The organism is Actinoallomurus spadix, assembly GCF_024055725.1.
Taxonomy (GTDB): domain Bacteria; phylum Actinomycetota; class Actinomycetes; order Streptosporangiales; family Streptosporangiaceae; genus Actinoallomurus; species Actinoallomurus spadix.
Window position 1 is genome coordinate 327,884 of sequence record NZ_JAMXMX010000004.1, and the last position, 18,363, is coordinate 346,246.

The following is an 18,363-nucleotide window of genomic DNA, read 5'->3' on the forward strand; positions in this document are numbered from 1 at the left end:
GCCGTTGGATCGTCTCAGCGCGAGTGAACCGCTCACTCACGGATGAACCATGTGAAAGGTGATGATTCACGGTGCGGATCCTGCTGGTGGGCGCGGGTGGCGTCGGATCGGCGATCACTCGGATCGCCGCCCGCCGTGACTACTTCGAGCACATGGTCGTCGCCGACCACGACCTCGGCCGCGCGGAGGCCGCGGTGGCCGCCGTGGCCTCCGCGGAAGGGGCCGGGTCTCGCTTCGGCGCCGCCCGGGTCGACGCCGCCGACCGGGCCGCGGTCGCGGGCCTGCTGCGGGAGCACCGCTGTGACGTGCTGCTGAACGCGACCGACCCGCGCTTCGTCCTGCCGCTGTTCGGCGCGGCCCGCGACGCCGGCGCGCACTACCTGGACATGGCGATGTCCCTGTCCCACCCGCACCCGGAACGCCCGTACGAGCTGTGCGGGGTCAAGCTCGGCGACGACCAGTTCGCCCGCGCCGGGGACTACCGCGAGGCCGGGCTCCTCGCCCTCGTCGGGATGGGCGTCGAGCCCGGCCTGTCCGACGTCTTCGCCCGGTACGCCGCGGACGAGCTCTTCGACGAGATCGAGGAGATCGGCATCCGCGACGGCGCGAACCTGACCGTCGACGGCTACGACTTCGCGCCCTCGTTCAGCATCTGGACCACCATCGAGGAGTGCCTGAACCCGCCCGTGATCTACGAGAGGGGGCGTGGCTGGTTCACCACGGAGCCCTTCAGCGAGCCGGAGGTCTTCGACTTCCCCGAGGGCATCGGCCCGGTCGAGTGCGTCAACGTCGAGCACGAGGAGGTGCTCCTGGTCCCCCGCTGGGTCGACGCCGGGCGCGTCACCTTCAAGTACGGGCTCGGCGACGACTTCATCGCCAAGCTCAAGACCCTTCACGAGCTAGGTCTGGACCGCACCGCCCCGCTCACCGTGCCCACCGACCACGGCCCCGCGGGGGTCTCCCCGCGCGACGTCGTCGCCGCCGCCCTGCCCGACCCGGCCGGCCTCGGCGACCGGATGCACGGCAAGACCTGCGCCGGGACCTGGGTGAAGGGTGTCAAGGACGGCGAGCCGCGCGAGGTGTACCTCTACCACGTCGTCGACAACCAGTGGTCGATGCGGGAGTACGGATCCCAGGCCGTGGTGTGGCAGACCGCCGTCAACCCGGTGATCGCCTTGGAGCTCCTCGCCACGGGTGCGTGGACGGGCACCGGCGTGCTCGGCCCCGAGGCGTTCCCGGCCCGCCCCTTCCTCGACCTGCTGACCGCGTACGGGTCCCCGTGGGGGATGCGCGAGCAGTGACGGCGGTCACCGGCGGAGCCGGGCCAGGAAGCCGCCCAGCAGCAACCCGACGGCCAGGCCGAGGACGAGGCCGATGAGCAGGCCGGCGATCAGCCCGGCCAGGAGTCCGGCCGTCAGGAACACGACGAGCCCGGCCACCAGGCCCACGATCACACCGGCGACCAGCCCCGCCACGAGGCCAAGGAGAAGTCCGGCGATCAGCGTGGGCATCGCCGTTTCCGAGGACCTGGGTCGTGGGCGGGCATCATCCGCGGTAAATCCGGTCGGTGAACGAGGCGGGCGCCTCACCTCCGACGTTACGCCCCGGTCCACCGCGTCGCGAGGACGACGCCCCCGGGAACCACTGCCATGGCATGCCCGGGCGGTCGCATCACGGCCGGCGCCGATCACCTGCCGAGAAGCCCGCGTGTGAGGTAACCCGTACCGCGGCGCGTTCACAGTTCGGGCAGGTCGGCCTGGGCCTGCTCCACCGCGACGCGCAGCTCGGCGGCGAGCGGGACGATCCGGTCCTATTCGGCGGATCGCCGAATAGGACCGGCCCGATCGGAGCGGCCGGTGGGAGCGGTCCGGCTGCTCAGGCCGGGTCGCGGGACAGCGCGGCCAGAGCGTGGGCCGCGTCGCGGGTCGCCGGGTACAGGCCGCGGTACAACTCGTACAACGCGTCATAGGTCCGGCCGGCGGCCGGGTCGGGCTCGACCGTGCCCGCCGGAGGATTCCAGCCCGCGCCGTCCGACAGGCCGACCGCGCGCGCGGCGAGGAGCGCGTCGCCGTAGCAGGCGCCGATCGTGACCGAGGGCAGTTCCTGAGGGCGGCCGAGCACGTCCGAGACGATCTGGGTCCACAGCCCGCCCTTGGTGCCGCCGCCCACGGCGACCAGGCGTGCGGCCGTGCCGCCCGCCGCCCGCATCGCCTCCAGGTTGTGCCGGACGCCGAACGCCGTGCCCTCCAGAGCCGCCCGGTAGAGGTGCCCGCGGCCGTGGTCGAGGGTCAGGCCGAGGACGAGGCCCCGCGCGTCCGGGTCGAACAGCGGGGTCCGCTCGCCCGCGAAGTACGGCAGCATGATCAGCCCGCCCGCCCCATGCCCGGCCGCGCGCGCCTCCTCGGTGAGCTCCTCGTACGCCGCGCCGGTCAGCTGCCGCAGCCAGTCGGTGACCGCGCCGGAGGTGGCCATGCCCGCCGCCAGGTCGTACGTGCCGGGCGTCACGCCGACCGTGCCCCACAGGCCCGGCCAGGTACGGCGGGACGCGAGGACCTCGATGAGGAACATCGTCGTGCCGTACATCACCATGACGTCGCCGGGCTCGGTGACGCCGACGCTCACCGCCTCGGCCCAGGCGTCGATGGTGCCCGCGATGACCGGGGTCCCCGCGGCGAGACCCGTCCGCTTCGCCGCCGTCTCGGTGACCGCGCCGGCGACCTCGCCGGGCCAGGCGAGCGGCGGCAGGTCCAGGCCCGGGGCGATCTCCGCCGCCCAGTCGGCGATCCAGGCGTGCTCGCGGCTGTCGTACAGCGGTGAGCTCTGGCTGGCCGAGTGGTGGTCGAGGACGTACTCGCCCGTGAGTTCGTGGACGAGGTAGGAGCTCGCCATGAACAGCCGCCGGGTGCGCTCCCACACCCGGGGCTCGTGGCGGCGCAGCCAGGCGAGCTTGGGCCCGACCGCTTGGGTGGTCAGCGGCGAGCCGCCGCGTTCGATGATCGCCTCTGCGCCGTACCGCGCGGTGAGCTCCTCGATCTCGGCGACCGCGCGGGTGTCGACGCCGTAGAGGATGGCCGGCCGCAGCGGTTCGCCGTCGGCGGCCGCGGGCAGCGCGCACGGCCCGATGCCGCTGACGCCGACGCCCGCGATCGGGGCGTCCGCCCGCGCGAGCAGCTCGCGGGTGACGGCGGCGAAGCCGTCCCACCAGACCGTACGGGCGTCGTGCTCGGCCCATCCGGGGCGCGGCCGCGACACCGCGTGCTCACGCACCGCCGTCGCGACGACCTCGCCACCTGGAGTGGTCAGCACCCCCTTGGTGCTGGACGTGCCGATGTCGACTCCGAGCAGCAGGCTCATCCGGGCACCCCTTCCTCCCGGGAACGCTGCCGTGCGACGGCGTTCCCGCCTCACCCTTGCGCCGTCGATTCTCTCCGACCGGCGGCGGGCGGCGACGCTCCCCCGTTACGCGGAGAACCTTCCCGAGTCGGGCGGGTGGGCGGACCGGGTCCAGCGGGTCTGCCCGCGCTGCGACGCCGCTGTGCGGAGGCATCCGCGGGCGCACCGCTGGAGGCAGAAGTTGCGGCCGCCACCCGGCCCCTCCATGTCCGGGTGGCGGCCGCCGCGCCGCGGGGAACGTCAGCCGCTGCTGCAGGCCGTGCCGTTGAGCGCGAAGTTCGAGGGCGCCGGGTTACCACCGTTCCAGGACCCGTTGAACCCGAAGCTCGTGCTGGCACCGGTCGACAGCGAACCGTTGTAGTCGACGCTGCGCGCCGTCACGTTCGCCCCGCTCTGCGAGACCGTGGCGTTCCACGCCTGGGTGACCTGCTGACCCGCGCCGAACGACCAGGTCAGGGTCCAGCTCGAGACCGGGCTGCCCAGGTTCGTCACGGTCACGTTCGCGCCGAAGCCGCCCTGCCACTGCGAGCTGACGGCGTACGTCACCCGGCAGCCTCCGTTGCCCGGCGGCGGGGTGGGCGTGCTCGGCGGCGGGCTGTCGGGCGGAACCGTCGCGCCGCTGCCGAGCGCGGACAGGACCGCGCTGTAGGCCGCCTTCTTGTTGCCGTTCCCGTCGAACAGCAGCGGGTTGTCACCGCTGCGCCAGGAGTCGCTGTCGCGGATCCCCCACACGGTGATGCCGGCGCACCGGGAGACGTTCATGCACGCCTTGACGGTGTTCCCGTACTGGGTCGAGCCCGCCTGGGCGATGTCGAGCTCGGTCAGCTGGACGTCGACGCCGAGGGCCGCGAAGTTGGACAGCGTGGTCTGGAAGCTCGCCGGCGGGCCGTTGGAACCGAAGTGGCTCTGGAAGCCGACGCAGTCGATCGGGACGCCGCGCGACTTGAAGTCCCGGACCATGGTGTAGACGCCCTGGGTCTTGGCGTCGCTCCAGTTCTCGATGTTGTAGTCGTTGTAGCAGAGCTTGGCGCTGGGGTCGGCGCTGCGCGCGGTGCGGAACGCCTCCTCGATGAAACCGTTGCCCAGGACGTTCTGGAACACCGAGCTGCGGTGCTGGCCGCTGCCGCCATCGGCGAACGCCTCGTTCACCACGTCCCAGGCGTAGATCTTGCCCTTGTAGTGGTTCATCACCGAGGTGATGTGGTTGTCCATCACGCTGCGCAGGGTGTTCGCGTCACCGATGCCGCTGACCCAGCCGGGGAGCTGCTGGTACCAGACCAGGGTGTGGCCGCGCATGCGCTGCCCGTGTGCCTGGGCGTGGCTCACGATCTGGTCGGCCGGGCCGAAGTTGAACGAACCGCGGGACGGTTCGGTGGTGTCCCACTTCATCTCGTTCTCCGGGGTGATCATGTTGAATTCCCGGTCGAGGATGGTGGAGTACGTGGAGTTGCCCAGCTTCCCGGCGGCGACGGCGGTGCCGAAGTAACGCCCGGACTGGGCCGCCTGCGCGCCCAGGGTGCTCGCGGCCTGCGCGGAGCCGGGCACCAGCATGGCCATGCCCGCCAGGGTCGCGGCGGCCAGCGCCGCCGCCGCGGCCGACGCCGCCGCCAGGGGGCGGCGCCGGTCACCTCGGATGAGACGTTTCATGATCCTCCTTTGGTCGGTACGCGGTCCGCTCATCGGACGGTCCACTGCTGGTTCGCGCCGCCGTTGCAGGTCCAGAGTTCGACCTTGGTGCCGTTGGCGGTGCCGTTGTCGTAGACGTCCAGGCACAGCCCGGACTGGACCCCGGTGATGGTGCCGTTGGAATTGACCTGCCACTGCTGGTTCGCGCCGCCGTTGCAGTCCCAGATCTCGACCTTCGTGCCGGGGCTGGTCTGGTTGTCGTAGGCGTCCAGGCACTTGGCGCCGCCGTAGATGGTGAACCGGCCGCCGCTGTTGACCCACGCCTGGTTCGCCTGGCCGTTGCAGTCCCAGATGTCCACCTGGGTGCCGTTGGCCTGCGTCGAGTTCGGCACGTCCAGGCACTTGCCGGCCCCGACCGCGTGGACCGTGCCGGACGGGGGCGTGCCGGTGGTGCCGCCCGCGACCCGGTACATGACGGCGCCGTGCGCCGGCACGGAGGCGCTGATGGTCCCCGTGGTCGTCGACGTGGCCCCGCTCCACAGGTCGGTCAGCGTGTAACTCGACGCGCCCGACTTGCCGATCGCGGCCGCGGTGGTGGAGATGGTCGCGGTGGAGCCGGTCTCGTTGAAGAGCACGACGGACACGTCACCGTTCGACAGCTGCCGGGCCAGGACGTCGTGCCCGCCGGAGGAGGACACCTGGGTCCCCGGCTTCCCGAGGGGGTCCTGGTCGACCGCGATCACCGCCCGGTTGGTCAGGATCGACAGGGTGGTGGAGCTCGCGTTGACCAGGTTGCCCCCCTCGATGAGGGGGGCGGCCATCTCCGCCCACAGGCTGAAGTGCGCCCGGTCCTCGGTCGCGCTCATCCCGTTGCCGATTTCGAGCATGTCCGGGTCGTTCCACGCGCCGGGACCGGCGTACGGCGCGAGACCGACGGTGTTGTGGAAGTTGGACAGCATGCTGCCGAAGTTGGGCTGGATGTCGGCCGTCGTACGCCACAGGTTCGCGACCGGGCCGGCCCACGTCGCCGGCTGCACGCTGCCGTCCCAGCCGTTGCACATGCTGAAGACGATCGGCCTGCCGGTGGCCGACAGCGCGTCACGCATCCGCGTGTACAGGGTTTTGGCGACCTGCTGGTGCGACTGGCCGGAGAAGTTCCCGAACGGGATGTTGCACCAGTCGTACTTGACGTAGTCGACGCCCCAGGAGGCGAACAGATTGGCGTCCTGCTGTTCGTGCCCGTAGCTGCCGGGATATCCGGCACAGGTCGCCGTGCCGGCGTCCTCGTAGATCCCGAACTTCAGGCCGAGAGAGTGGACGTAGTTCGCGACCGCGGCGATGCCGTGCGGGAACTTCGAGGAGTTCGCGACCAGGTTGCCGCCCCCGTCCCTGCTGGAGGCCATCCAGCAGTCGTCCATGTTGACGTACTGGTAGCCGGCCGCCTGCATGCCGTTGTTGTGCATGGCCAGCGCGGTCTGCTCCACCAGTTGCTCGCTGACGTTGCAGCCGTAGGCGTTCCAGTCGTTCCAGCCCATCGGCGGGGTCAGCGCGAGGCCGTTGCCGAGTGCCGACGCCGAGGGTGCCGACACGAGCGCCAGGACCGGCAGGAGCAGCACGGCCATGAGGGCGGCGAGCCGGCGTCGGCGGGGTGAGGGTTTCATCGAGTCCTCCGGTCAGGTCGCCGTGCAGGTGAGCGTGGGCACCTCGTTGACGCCGGTCGAGGTGCCGAGGAAGCCGAACTCCGCGCTCGCTCCCGCGGCGAGCGCGCCGTTGTAGCCGGCGTTGCGGGCGGTGACGGCGGAGCCGGAGCTCGTGACCGTCGCGTTCCACGCCTGGGTGACGGTCTGGCCGCCGGCGTAGCGCCAGGTGACGGTCCAGCCGGTGATGGCGGTGCTCCCGGCGGTCACCGTGACCGAGGCTTGGAACCCGCCGGACCACTGCCCGGTCAGGGTGTAGGCGGCGGTGCAGGTCCGGTCGCCGGGCGGTGGCGTGGGCGTCGGGCCGCCCCCGCCGGTGTCGCCGATGCTGCCGGGTACCGAGCGCAGCGCGGCGAACCAGGCCGCGGCCATCTTGTCGAATCCGGTGGCGTTGGGATGGACGCCGTCGGACAGCAGGTCGGCGGTGGTGAGCGCCGCGTGCAGGTCGACCAGGTGCACGTGTCTCCCCGCGTTCGCCTTGCTCTGCACGATCCCGGGAATGGCGCTGTTGTAGGTGCGGGCGTTCGCCTCCAGGCCGGAGGACGCCAGCGGGATGATCGTGGCGACGAACACCTCGGCGGTGGGCACCGTGGCGGTGATGTGGTCGATGAGCGCCGACAGCCGCGCGGGCGCGCCGGACAGGTCGTGGGTCTGGATGACGTCGTTGGTGCCGATGTGCAGCAGGACGGTGTGCGGCGTGTAGGCGCGCAGCCAGCCGACGATGTTCGCGTCGATCTGGTCGATGCGCCAGCCCGAGTGGCCTTCGTGATCGTGGTCGCCGAGCGCGGAGGGCCCGTTGGACAGCGATCCGACGAAGTCCACCCGGTACCCGCCGCCGGTGAAGCGCTGCCACAGGCCGGTCCGGTACGCGCCGGGGATCGTCACGCCGTCGGTGATCGAGTCACCGAGGGGCATGACCCGTACCCCGCCGTTGGACTCGGCGCGAGCGGTGCCGACGCCGATGAGGGCGCCGGCCGCCAGGAGCACCGCGGCCAGGGCGACGGCCCACCGGAGAGGGGTACCCGGGAGGGGGAATTGACGCGGCGGCATTGCGGGGAGCCTTTCGTTCGATATTCCGAACAAGGTCCGACATAATGTGCACCGCGACGTTAAGAGGGGTGAGGAATCCGGTCAATGCGGCTTTCATCGGCTTTCACGCCGGTCCCCGCCCACAGCCCCTCCCCGCCGACCGCATAGCGGGCCGGGTTCGGGAAAGGCAGCGGGTATGACCGGTTCGGACATCACTCGGCCGCACGTGCTCCGTGAGTACTCCCTCGTCGCCGACGGAGAGCGCGGCGCGGTGATCGGCCCGCAGGGCAACATCGCGTGGATGTGCTTCCCGGCCTGGGAGTCACCGGCCGTCTTCGGCGGCCTGGTCGGGGCCCGGGGCCTCTACAGCGTCCAGCCCGTCGACGAGTGGCGGGTGTGGGGCGGCTACTACGAGGACCGGAGCCTGATCTGGCGCAGCCGCTGGGTCACGGGCGACGGCGTGGTGGAGTGCCGGGAGGCGCTCGCCGTCCCGGCCCGCCACGACCGCGCCGTCCTCCTCCGCCGGATCGAGGCCGTCCGCGGGCCGGCTCGCGTGCGCGTCCGCCTGGACCCGCATGCCGGATTCGGAGGCGGCAGGATGACGGGCCTGCGCGCCGAGGACGGCGTCTGGACCGCGCGCAGCGGCCCGGTGCACCTGCGCTGGAGCGGCGCCGCGCGGGCCGTCGAGGACGGCGGCCTCGTCCTGGAGCTCGAACTCGCCGAAGGACAGGCCCACGACCTGGTGCTCGAGCTGACGACCGGCCGATCCGACGAGCCGCTCGACGCGGGGGACCTGTGGGCGGCGACCGAGGCCGGCTGGCGGAGGCACGTGCCACGGTGCGACGACACGCTCGCGCCCCGGGACGCCCAGCTCGCCTATGCGGTGCTGGCCGGGCTCACGAGCCGCCGTGGCGGGATGGTGGCCGCCGCGACCACCTCCCTGCCCGAGCGGATGGGAGACGACCGCAACTACGACTACCGCTACGCCTGGATCCGGGACCAGTGCTATGCCGGACTCGCGGTGGCCGCCCACGGCGCACGGCCGGCCCTCCTGGACACGTCGGTGCGCTTCGTCGCCGAACGGCTCCTGGCCGACGGGGACCGCCTCCGCCCGGCCTACACCGTCGCCGGAGACCCGGTCCCGGCGGAGGAACACCACGACCTCCCGGGCTATCCCGGTTCCCGGCTCGTCACGGGCAACCGCGTCCAGCGCCAGTTCCAGCTCGACGCCTTCGGCGAGGCGCTGCACCTGTTCGCCGCCGCGGCCCGCGCGGACCGCCTGCCCGTGGACGCGGCCCGCGCCGCCCGCGTCGCGGTGAACGCCATCGCCGCGCACTGGCGCCGGCCCGACGCCGGGATCTGGGAGACGTGCGACGAGTGCTGGACGCACTCGCGCCTGACCTGCGTCGGCGGGCTGCGCGCCGCCGCGGCCGCCGTCGCCGGGCCCCGGGAGGTCCGCGAGTGGCTCGCGCTGGCCGAGTCCATCCTCGCGGACACCACGCGCACGAGCCTCAGCCCCGCCGGCCACTGGCGCCGCGCGCCCGGTGACGACCGGATCGACGCGTCGCTGCTCATCCCCCCGGTCAGGGGCGCGGTGCCCGCCGGCGACCCGCGCACGGTCGCCACCCTGGAGGCCGTCCGCGACCGTCTGGTCGACGACGGATTCGTCTACCGCTACCAGATCGACGAACGCCCGCTCGGCGACGCCGAGGGCGCCTTCATGCTCTGCGGGTTCTTCCTCGCGCTGGCCGAACACCAGCAGGGGCACACGGCCCAGGCCGTACGGCGCTTCGAGCGGCTCCGGTCCGGCTGCAGCACCACCGGCCTGTTCACCGAGGAGTACGACATCCGGCAACGCCAGCTCCGCGCCAACCTGCCCCAGGCGTTCGTGCACGCGCTGTTCCTGGAGACCGCCACGCGCCTGGCCACCGACCCGCAGTGAACCGACGCGCAGTGAGCCGGCACGCAGTGAGCCGGCACGCAGTGAGCCGGCACGCAGTGAGCCGGCACGCCCGGCCCGGGCCGGAGACCTCCACGCCCCCGGGCCACCGGCCCGCGCGAGCCGCCACGCGCCCGCCCCTCGGCCCGTGGCGAGCAGGTGCGCCCGGCCGGGGCCGGCGGCCGGTCAGTCCCAGGCGCGGGTCTCGGTCACGAGCGGCTCGCCGCCGGCGTCGGTGAACGCCTTGAGCGCTCCGACCAGCCCCGCCCGCTGCTCGGCGGGCATCGCGGCGACGATGGCCGCGATCTCCTCCCTGCGGCGCGCGGTGACCTCGTCCACGACGCGGCTGCCGTCCCCGGTCAGCCGCAGCAGGACCTCACGGCGGCTCGCCGGATTGACGCGCCGGTCGATCAGCCCCGCGGCCACCAGGCGCTCCACCATCCGCATCGCGGTCGAGGGGTTGACCCCCAGGTGATCGGCGAGGGTCACCAGCTTGGTCTCCTCATGGGTGGCCAGCACCACGAGCAGGCGGAACTGCGGCAAGGTCACCTGCTCCCGCACGGCGGTGAGCGACCGCAGCGAGATCCCCACCAGCAGGCGCGACGCGGTGAGGACCGCGGAGGTCACCGCATCGATGTCGTCGTCCGGCACCTGTCCCGGCTCCAGGGGTTCGATCGCGCGTTCCACCATGTCTCTGTTCTACCCGGCGCGTCGGCCGGCCCGCATGGGCTCACCGGAGACCATGATCACGTAGCGGGCCGACGCGCAGGCCGGCCGCGCGGCAGCGGGCCACCAGCTCGGGCAGCGCGCCCAGGGCCGAGCGCCACGCGCCCGGAGCCGAGGTGTGGTCGCAGTCGTGCAGCAGGATCGTCGCCCCGCCGCGCAGGTCCGGGGACAGGGTGGTCAGGACCGAGGCCGGGCTCGCCGAGTGGGTCCAGTCCCTCCCCCACGCCGTCCACAGCACCGGCCGCAGCCGGCGCCGGCGGGCCGCCGCCAGCGCCTCCGCGCTGAGCACGCCGTACGGCGGCCGGTACCAGATCGGGTCGGCGCCGGTGACGGCGGCGACGAGGTCGGCGGCCCGGCGGATCTCCGCGGTGACCCGGCCGGGGCGGGCCAGCAGGGCGTACCGGTGCCGCCAGCCGTGTACGGCGATCTCGTGACCGTCCGCGACGATGCGGCGGCCCACGTCCGGGTGCCGCATGAGGGTCTCCCCGACGACGAAGAAGGTGGCACGGCAGTCCAGCCTCCGCAGCTCGTCGAGGAAAAGGGGCGTCGAGCCGGGGTCGGGGCCGTCGTCGAACGTCAGCGCGACGTGATCTCGGCGGCCCTCCCCCGCCAGGCCCGGCAGGCGGCGGCGCACGGCCCGCAGCCGGCTCGCCGCCGGCCCGGCGTGTGCCAGGGCCAGGCCCGCCATGCCCAGCGTCAGCGCGGTCCGTGCCATCGCTCCCAGCGTACGCTCCGAGCCCGTCACCGCAGGTGAACCCGCTTAGACCTCCGTGCCGGGCGTGTCGTACGGCGGACGACAGCGGATCGCCCGAAGGTCGCCCCGGAGAGTGCAGGGACCCGCGGCGTACGGGACGAGGAGCGTCTGACCGGAGCGGACCTCGAGCGTGCCGCCGTGCTCGGCCTCCAGCACGCCGGACCCGTCCGTGACCACGACCACCGAGAAGGCCGGGTCGAGCACACCGACCGGGTCCGGGCGGACGCGCTCGGCGGCGAAGAACGGGTCGGCCGCCGCGGGGAACAGCCGGTCGATCCCGGGGCGGATGCCGCGCCCGGCGCGGTTCGCGCCGCGCAGCTCCTCGATCCGGCGGTCGTCCCAGGCGGAACGGTCCACGCACGCGAGCGCCGCGTCGTATCCGAGACCCAGATGGCCGGTCTCGGCGTCGACGTCGTAGCCCTCCCACTCCAGCAGGACCGAGAAGTCGGTCGGCTCCTGCACCTCCACCAGCAGGATGTCCGCGCCGATGGCGTGCGGAAGGCCGGCCGGGCAGACGATGGCGTCGCCCGGGCGGACGGGGATCCGGTTGGTGGCGGCCAGCAGGTCCCCGGTCCGCTGCCCGGCGACCCACCCGCGCAGTTCCTCGGTGCCGACGTCCCGCCGGAAGCCCAGGTGCACGGCCGCGTCCGGCGCCGCGTCGACGATCACCCACGCCTCGGTCTTGCCGTACGGCGAGGCCAGGTGGCCGGTGGCGAAGCCACGGCTCGGATGCACGTGGACGGGGAGTCGCTCCCCCGCGTCGAGGAGTTTGACGAGGATGGCGGGGTCCGCGCCGTGGCGGGCGAGGTGATCCGGGCCGAGCCAGGTCTCCGGGTCCTCGGCGACGGCCGTGGCCAGCAGGCGCCCGTCCGGCAGCGTCGTGAGCCCGGCCGGCGCCGCGCCGTGCCGCGCGGTGACCGACCCCACCCAGTCCTCCGGGAAGTACGGGTCCGTGGCGGCCGGCGTCGGCGCGTCGCGGAACCGGCCGATGCGGCCGGCGCCCCGGTAGAACGAACGCGGCATATTGGGCGGCAGCACGACGGGGCGCACGGGTCCCTCCTACGGTCGGTCCGCGGCCGCCGGAGCCGGCTCCGGCGGCCGCGGTGGAACACTCGTTCGCCAGCGTGCCATGGACGCGTCCGGTGCGGCACGGCGGGTCTCCCCAGGCCGGAGGGGTCGGCGTCCGTGTCAGGAGGCGACGGAGCGCGCGACGTACTCGCGCTGGCGGGCCAGCTCGCGCTCGGCGACCGTCAGCGGGAAGCCGACGAAGCCGTGGGGGGCCTCCGCGACGACCTCCAGCTCGGTCTCGTTCCCGGCGGCCCGCCAGCGGGCCTCCATGAACAGCGTGTCGTCCAGCAGCGGGTCCTGGGTCCCGACGACGAACCGGGCGGGCGGCAGTCCGGACAGGTCGGCGTACAGCGGGGACACGTCCGGGGCGCGGCGCTCCTCGGGGCTCATGCCGGGCAGGAATTTCGCGATGAACCACTGAAGGACGGGGGTCGACAGCGCCAGGTTCCGTTCGCCCCAGCGGCGCTGGCTCGGCGTCATGGACAGGTCGTAGGCGCCGAAGGTCAGCTGCGCCGCGCGGAACGCGCGCGCCGCCGTGCCCAGCCGCAGCAGGGTGACGGCGGCGAGATGCGCGCCGGCCGACTCGCCGCCGATGACGAGCCGCTCGGCGCCGAACTCCGGGCCTGCGGCCGCGAGAAGCCACCGCGCGGCGTCCTCGCAGTCGTCCGGGCCGCTCGGATACGGGTGCTCGGGGGCGAGCCGGTAGTCGACGCTGACCACCGCGACGCGGGCCTCGGTGGCGAGCCGCCAGAGCATGGGGTCCTGGGAGTCGGCCGTGCCGAGGGTCCAGCCGCCTCCGTGGAGGTGCAGGTAGACGCCGCGTACCTCGGCGGGCGTGAAGATCCGGACCGGGATCGGGCCGGCGCGCCCGGGGATGGTGCGATCGCGGCCCTCGGCGAGCCGCCCGGGTGGGGCCAGCGGTCCTTCTCCGCGAGCGCGGGCCGCCCGGGACGCCGGCGGATCGTCGACCTCGTGCAGTTGCGGTCCGGCGGCGTACAGGGCGGCGAGCTCGTCGTTGAACGCGCGGGTCTCCTCCGCGACGTCTGTTCCCGTGGTGACCAGCATGCGGCCATCGTGCCGCAGGCGGGCCGCGCGCGGGACCGCCGGTCCCCTCAAGCGGCGGCAAACGGGGAAACGGGGTACGCCCCCGCGAAAGGCATGGCGCGGGAGAGCGCTCACGCGAACGGCAAAGTCTGCTTCATCCGTTATGACTGATTAGAGGTTGATGTTCAGTGAGTGACGCTTCACCCGGGTAGCCACTTCCTATCGGCCATGGACGTTCCACGTCCGGCGAGGAGGTCCTTGATCATGAACCCTTTTCGACGCGCGCGCTGATCGTCGGCGCCTTCGCGATCGCACTCGGAAGCCCCGCGAGCGGGGCGTTCGCCGCCTCGGCGATCTCATCCGGGAGTCCGTCGGCGCCCCTGGCGGCAGACCCGCCCGCTCCGCAGACGCGAACCGACCTGACACAGTCGATGCGCGGTGAGGCGTTCGCCAACGCCTCGTACCGGCTGTACGCCGAGCAGGCCCGGCGGGAGGGGCTGCCGTCCGTGGCGCGGATCTTCGAACGCGCCGCCGACGTCGAGCTGAACGAGCATTTCCCGACCGAGGCCAAGCTGAGCGGCCAGGTGAAGGGCGACGCGGCCAACCTGCGCGACGCGATCACCGGTGAGCGGTACGAGTCCCGGCACATGTACCCCGGCTTCGCCCGTGAGGCTCAGAGCACCGGCGACGCCAACGCGGCGAATCGCTTCACGGAGATCGCCGGCGACGAGGCGAAACACGCCCGCGCCTTCGACACGGCCCTCAGAGCCGTCAAGTCCCGGTCCCGCAGCGGAAGCGTCCCCGCGGCGCCGGTCGTCCACCCGGTCGAGGTCCCGGCCGGCCCGCCCATGGTCCGCGCGCAACAGACGAGGGAGAATCTGGACACCGCCCTGCACGGGGAGGCACTGGCGTACGCCAAGTACCGGCTGTACGGGCAGCACGCCGCCCGCCCCGACGTCGCGCGGCTGTTCCGGGGCACGGGCGAGGTCGAGTTGCGCGAGCATCTGCCCGAGACGGCGCGTCTGGCCGGGCTCGTCGGCACGACGCACGAGAACCTGACCAAGGCGATCGCCGGCGAACGGTACGAGTCCCAGACCATGTACCCGACCTTCGCCAAGCGCGCCGAGGCCGCGGGTGACACGGAGGCGGCCCGGACCTTCCGGCACAACGCCCGGGACGAGGCCCGGCACGCCCGTTCCTTCGAGAAGGCCCGCGACCGGCTGTCGGGTTCCTGATCCGGCGCCGTCCCCGTGACGGGGATCACGACCGTACGGTGTCCTCCTCCGGGCCGGGTTCCGGTGACCGCGCGGACACGGCAGGCCGTCCCGCGCGGTCGCCGGCGGCCCGGCCCGGATGCAGCAGCCGGTCGAGGCGCACGGCGGCGTAGCCGAGTCCGGAGAGCGCGATGACGACCGCCAGCTCCAGGCCGGTCAGCGGCCGGGTGCCGAGCAGGTCGCGGAGCGCCGGGAGATAGAGTCCCGCCACCTGCAGGGCCAGCGCCGACGCGATGGCCACCGGCAGCAGCGGGTTCGCCCGGGTGCGGAGCCGGGAGCGGGAGCCGAGGGCGACGCCGAGCTGGGTGGCGCCGAGGGTGAAGAACGCCATGCTCTGCCAGGGACGGCCCGCGTGGTGCGCCCAGACGGCGACGCCCAGGGTGACGGCGCCGACGACCACGGCGATCCTGATGACGCGTAGCCAGAGTCCCGCGCCGAGGATGCTCTGGCCCGGGGGCCGGGGCGGGCTGCTCATGTCGCCGGGTCGCGCGGGCTCGCCGCCGAGGGCGACTCCCGGCAGTCCGTGGGTGAGCAGGTTGATCCACAGGATCTGGGCCGGCAGCAGCGGGAGCGGCAGGCCGAGGAACGGGCCGACGAGCATGACGGCGATCTCGGCCGCGCCGCCGGACAGCGCGTAGATGAGGAACCGCCGGATGTTGGCGTACACGCGCCGGCCCTCCTCGACGGCGGCGACCACGGTGCCGAGCGCGTCGTCGGCCAGGACGAGGTCGGCGGCCTGGCGGGCGACCTCGGTGCCGCGCCGTCCCATGGCGACGCCGATGTCGGCGCGGCGCAGCGCCGGGCCGTCGTTGACGCCGTCACCGGTCATCGCCACGATCTGCCCCTCCTCGCGCAGCGCCTGGACGATCCGGAGCTTGTGCTCCGGGGTGGCCCGCGCGAACACCGCGACGCGTCCCACCTCCCCGTCGTCCAGGTCGGCTCCGTCGAGGGCCCGGCACTCGGACCGGCCGTCCCCGGCGTCGAGGATGCCCAGTTCGGCGGCGACGGCGGCCGCGGTGCCGGGGTGGTCGCCGGTGATGAGGATCGGCCTGATCCCGGCGCGGCGGCACGCGGCGATGGTCCCGGCGGCGGCCGTACGCGGTGGATCCAGGATGGCGACGAGTCCGAGCAGGTGCAGGTCCTGTTCGGGTTCATCGCCCGGCCGCTCGCGGTCGGCCCACGCCACGGCCAGCACCCGGAATCCCTCTCGCGCGAGTTCGCCGGCCCGGGTCGCGGCCTCGGCGAGCAGCCCCGGGTCGTCGGCCAGGACCGACGGGCACAGCAGCGATTCGGGCGCCCCCTTGCAGATCACGCGGACCCGGCCGCCGGGCAGGCGGTGGACGGTGCTCATCCGCTTGCGCTCACTGTCGAAGGGCCGCTCGGCGACGCGGGGCAGCCGGGCGTTCAGCTCCTCCCGGTCCAGTCCCCGTTTGGCCGCCGCGGCCAGCAGCGCGGCCTCCGTCGGATCGCCCAGGGCCTCCCACTCTCCGTCCGGGTCCTGCGGGGGGACGAGCCGGGCGTCATTGCAGAGCACCGCCGCCGACAGCAGGTCGGTCATCGAGTCACCGGGCACCTGGGATCCGGATGCCGGCCCACCGGACACGGAGGAGCGGGGCACCGGGCGACCGGACGCGGCGGGGTCGGGTACCGGCCGGCCGGCATCCGAATCGGGCCGTCTCAGGGCCTGCCGGACCTCCCCCAGGGGGGCGTATCCGGAGCCGGTGACCGTCGCTTCGGCCGCGGGGGTCCACAGCCGGCGGGCGACCATCCGGCCCTCGGTCAGCGTGCCGGTCTTGTCCGTGGCGAGCACGGTCACCGATCCGAGGGTCTCCACGGCCGGTAGCCTGCGCACGAGGGCGTGCCGCGCGGCCATCCGGCGGGCGCCCAGGGCCAGGCTCAGGGTCACCACCGCGGGCAGCGACTCGGGCACCGCCGCGACGACGAGGCTGATCGCGGTCACGACCATGAGCTCCACCGGTTGCCCGCGGACGAGCCCGAACGCCAGGACCACGGCGCACAGCACGACCGTGACACCGGCGAGCATCCGGCCGATGCCGACGAGGCGCCGCTGGAGCGGGGTCAGGCCACCGCCCCGGTCCATCATCCCCGCGATCCGCCCGGTCGCACTGGCCGCGCCGACCGCGGTGACATGGGCCCGGCCACGGCCCTTGACCACGACGGTGCCCGCCCACAGCGACTCGTCGGCCCCCGTCTCCTTGCCCACCGGTACGGACTCACCGGTGAGCGAGGACTCGTCGAGGAGCAGCGTCGCCGCTTCGACCACCCGCGCGTCCGCGGGGACGATGTCGCCCTCCGCGAGCACCAGGAGGTCGCCGACGACGACGTCGGCGGCGGGGATCAGCCCCTGCTCCCCGTCCCGGATGACCCGGGCCGCCGGCGCGGTGAGCTCGGACAGGGCGGTGATCGCCCGGTCGGCGCGGATCTCCTGCCACACGCCCACCGACGTGTTCACGACGATGACGAGGAGGATGACCGCCGTGTCGGTCCAGTCGCCGGTGGCGATCGTCAGCGCGGCGGCCGCCAGCAGGACGACGATCAGTGGGTCGCGCAGCTGGGACAGGACCCGCCGCCACAGCGGCGTCGGCGGCCGTCCCGGCAGGACGTTCGGGCCGTCGCGGCCGAGTCTCACGGCCGCCTCGTCCGACGACAACCCGCGCTGGTCGGACTCGATCATCTCTTCTCCGGCACCGGCCTCGACGGTCACCGCGTTCGCCTCCTCGGTCGACGCCGCGACGCGGCCACCGGCGTGGCCGAGCGACCGACGCGGCTCGGGCTGTGATCTCAAACTCTCACCGGCGGGCGTCCGCACCTCAGGGGCGTTGTCCCATGTGGGACGGGACCTTCGGCCCGACACGACCCGGGGCAGCGCCCGATCCGGCTTTCGGCGCCGTTACCGGCAAAGGGACCTTTACTCCGGCAAGGGACAGAAGTCCCCGGACGCAGGGGAATTCCGCCCCTACGACCCGGCCGGGGAATCGCCTGAAGTGAAAGTGCGAGCCGAAGTTCGGGTGCGAGCCGAGAGGGGTGAGGCGGGTGCCGACCGATCAGTGCGTTCTCGGTGGCGACATCGCGGCGATCATCTTCGGGGTCGACGGAGTCATCCTCGACACCGCCCAGGCCGCGGCGGCCGCCTGGAAGTCGGCGCTGGACCCGTTCCTGCGCTCCCACGCCGGCGATCGGGAGGGGGGTTTCCGGCCGTTCGAGGTCCGCGCGGACTACCTGCGGTACTTCCACGGCAGGCCGCGGGCCGCCGGGGTTCGCGAGTTCCTCGCGTCCCAGGGGCCGGTGCCGAGGCCGGAGGTCGTCTCCGAGCTGGCCGGGCGCCAGGAGCGGCTCTTCCTCGCCGAGGTCCGCCGCCACGGGATCGCGCCCTTCGCCTCGACCGTCGACCTCGTCCGCGCGGCGCGCCGTCACCGGCTGCGCACGGCCGCGATCTCCGCCGACCGGTACGCCGCCGAACTGCTCACCCGGGCCGGCGTCACGGACATGTTCGACGTGCGGCTGGACGGCCTGGACGCGCCCGGCACCGGGCTGCCCGGACACCTCGAACCCTGCCTGCTCCTGGAGGCGGCGCTGCTGATGCGGACGCCGCCGGCGCGGACCGCCGTCGTCGAGCAGTCACCGGACGGCGTGGCCGCCGGACGGCACGGCGGGTTCGGGCTCGTGGTCGGGGTCGACCGCGTCGGCCGGGCCGCCGTGCTGCGCGCCCACGGCGCGGACGCGGTGATCGAGGACCTCTCCCGGCTGCGGTTGCGCAAGGCTCCCGCGCTGACCGGCCGCCCCTGACGCCCG

At 73.5% G+C, this 18,363-nt stretch carries 14 protein-coding genes; 4 read left to right on the plus strand and 10 right to left on the minus strand.

Going from position 1 to position 18,363, the window contains the following annotated elements; translation table 11 throughout:
- Nucleotides 1-71: 71 nt before the first annotated feature.
- Nucleotides 72-1,301, plus strand: a complete 1,230-nt coding sequence (locus NE235_RS07550; protein WP_252800229.1) for a saccharopine dehydrogenase C-terminal domain-containing protein — start codon at nucleotides 72-74, stop codon at nucleotides 1,299-1,301.
- 6 nt (nucleotides 1,302-1,307) lie between these two features.
- Here the strand turns inward: NE235_RS07550 and NE235_RS07555 are convergent, their stop codons facing one another.
- The 5 genes from NE235_RS07555 to NE235_RS07575 form a co-directional block, all read right to left on the minus strand.
- The gene (locus NE235_RS07555; protein WP_252800230.1) at nucleotides 1,308-1,511 is read right to left on the minus strand and encodes a hypothetical protein; all 204 of its coding nucleotides are present in this window, start codon (nucleotides 1,509-1,511) and stop codon (nucleotides 1,308-1,310) included.
- 364 nt (nucleotides 1,512-1,875) lie between these two features.
- Nucleotides 1,876-3,354: an FGGY-family carbohydrate kinase gene (locus tag NE235_RS07560; RefSeq protein ID WP_252800231.1), complete on the minus strand. Its 1,479-nt coding sequence runs from the start codon at nucleotides 3,352-3,354 to the stop codon at nucleotides 1,876-1,878.
- Nucleotides 3,355-3,633: 279 nt separating this feature from the next.
- Nucleotides 3,634-5,040: an endo-1,4-beta-xylanase gene (locus NE235_RS07565; RefSeq protein ID WP_252800232.1), complete on the minus strand. Its 1,407-nt coding sequence runs from the start codon at nucleotides 5,038-5,040 to the stop codon at nucleotides 3,634-3,636.
- 29 nt (nucleotides 5,041-5,069) lie between these two features.
- On the minus strand, nucleotides 5,070-6,680 hold the full coding sequence (locus NE235_RS07570; protein WP_252800233.1) for a glycoside hydrolase family 27 protein: 1,611 nt from the start codon (nucleotides 6,678-6,680) through the stop codon (nucleotides 5,070-5,072).
- Nucleotides 6,681-6,692: 12 nt separating this feature from the next.
- Nucleotides 6,693-7,766 (minus strand): cellulose binding domain-containing protein, encoded by a 1,074-nt coding sequence (locus NE235_RS07575; RefSeq protein ID WP_252800234.1) that lies wholly within the window; start codon nucleotides 7,764-7,766, stop codon nucleotides 6,693-6,695.
- 175 nt (nucleotides 7,767-7,941) lie between these two features.
- On the opposite strand from NE235_RS07575, the gene NE235_RS07580 reads away from it, so the two are divergent.
- Nucleotides 7,942-9,687, plus strand: coding sequence for a glycoside hydrolase family 15 protein (locus tag NE235_RS07580; RefSeq protein ID WP_252800235.1), 1,746 nt, complete (start codon nucleotides 7,942-7,944; stop codon nucleotides 9,685-9,687).
- A 183-nt stretch (nucleotides 9,688-9,870) separates the two neighbouring features.
- On the opposite strand, the gene NE235_RS07585 is transcribed toward NE235_RS07580, so the two are convergent.
- The 4 genes from NE235_RS07585 to NE235_RS07600 all read right to left on the minus strand — a co-directional run bounded on the left by NE235_RS07585 (nucleotide 9,871) and on the right by NE235_RS07600 (nucleotide 13,297).
- On the minus strand, nucleotides 9,871-10,374 hold the full coding sequence (locus NE235_RS07585) for a MarR family winged helix-turn-helix transcriptional regulator (RefSeq protein ID WP_252800236.1): 504 nt from the start codon (nucleotides 10,372-10,374) through the stop codon (nucleotides 9,871-9,873).
- Nucleotides 10,375-10,414: 40 nt separating this feature from the next.
- On the minus strand, nucleotides 10,415-11,125 hold the full coding sequence (locus NE235_RS07590; protein ID WP_252800237.1) for a polysaccharide deacetylase family protein: 711 nt from the start codon (nucleotides 11,123-11,125) through the stop codon (nucleotides 10,415-10,417).
- Between the two features lie 45 nt (nucleotides 11,126-11,170).
- Nucleotides 11,171-12,214, minus strand: a complete 1,044-nt coding sequence (locus NE235_RS07595; protein ID WP_252800238.1) for a class I mannose-6-phosphate isomerase — start codon at nucleotides 12,212-12,214, stop codon at nucleotides 11,171-11,173.
- A 138-nt stretch (nucleotides 12,215-12,352) separates the two neighbouring features.
- Entirely contained in the window at nucleotides 12,353-13,297 is a 945-nt protein-coding gene (locus NE235_RS07600; RefSeq protein WP_252800239.1) for an alpha/beta hydrolase, read from the minus strand.
- A gap of 410 nt (nucleotides 13,298-13,707) precedes the next feature.
- On the opposite strand from NE235_RS07600, the gene NE235_RS07605 reads away from it, so the two are divergent.
- Nucleotides 13,708-14,511: a rubrerythrin family protein gene (locus NE235_RS07605; RefSeq protein WP_252800240.1), complete on the plus strand. Its 804-nt coding sequence runs from the start codon at nucleotides 13,708-13,710 to the stop codon at nucleotides 14,509-14,511.
- A 25-nt stretch (nucleotides 14,512-14,536) separates the two neighbouring features.
- Here the strand turns inward: NE235_RS07605 and NE235_RS07610 are convergent, their stop codons facing one another.
- Complete coding sequence (locus NE235_RS07610) at nucleotides 14,537-17,275, minus strand: cation-translocating P-type ATPase (RefSeq protein ID WP_252800241.1); 2,739 nt, start codon at nucleotides 17,273-17,275, stop codon at nucleotides 14,537-14,539.
- A gap of 329 nt (nucleotides 17,276-17,604) precedes the next feature.
- On the opposite strand from NE235_RS07610, the gene NE235_RS07615 reads away from it, so the two are divergent.
- Nucleotides 17,605-18,357 carry an HAD family hydrolase gene (locus NE235_RS07615; RefSeq protein WP_252800242.1) on the plus strand — a complete coding sequence of 251 codons (753 nt, stop codon included), beginning with the start codon at nucleotides 17,605-17,607 and terminating at the stop codon, nucleotides 18,355-18,357.
- Nucleotides 18,358-18,363 lie beyond the last annotated feature (6 nt).

What these genes read in the sequence shown, in the direction of transcription:
- NE235_RS07555 (WP_252800230.1), bottom strand. Translation starts at nt 1,511, where the DNA reads ATGCCCACGCTGATCGCCGGACTTCTCCTTGGCCTCGTGGCGGGGCTG.
- NE235_RS07560 (WP_252800231.1), bottom strand. Translation starts at nt 3,354, where the DNA reads ATGAGCCTGCTGCTCGGAGTCGACATCGGCACGTCCAGCACCAAGGGG.
- NE235_RS07565 (WP_252800232.1), bottom strand. Translation starts at nt 5,040, where the DNA reads ATGAAACGTCTCATCCGAGGTGACCGGCGCCGCCCCCTGGCGGCGGCG.
- NE235_RS07570 (WP_252800233.1), bottom strand. Translation starts at nt 6,680, where the DNA reads ATGAAACCCTCACCCCGCCGACGCCGGCTCGCCGCCCTCATGGCCGTG.
- NE235_RS07575 (WP_252800234.1), bottom strand. Translation starts at nt 7,766, where the DNA reads ATGCCGCCGCGTCAATTCCCCCTCCCGGGTACCCCTCTCCGGTGGGCC.
- NE235_RS07580 (WP_252800235.1), top strand. Translation starts at nt 7,942, where the DNA reads ATGACCGGTTCGGACATCACTCGGCCGCACGTGCTCCGTGAGTACTCC.
- NE235_RS07585 (WP_252800236.1), bottom strand. Translation starts at nt 10,374, where the DNA reads ATGGTGGAACGCGCGATCGAACCCCTGGAGCCGGGACAGGTGCCGGAC.
- NE235_RS07590 (WP_252800237.1), bottom strand. Translation starts at nt 11,125, where the DNA reads ATGGCACGGACCGCGCTGACGCTGGGCATGGCGGGCCTGGCCCTGGCA.
- NE235_RS07600 (WP_252800239.1), bottom strand. Translation starts at nt 13,297, where the DNA reads ATGCTGGTCACCACGGGAACAGACGTCGCGGAGGAGACCCGCGCGTTC.
- NE235_RS07605 (WP_252800240.1), top strand. Translation starts at nt 13,708, where the DNA reads ATGCGCGGTGAGGCGTTCGCCAACGCCTCGTACCGGCTGTACGCCGAG.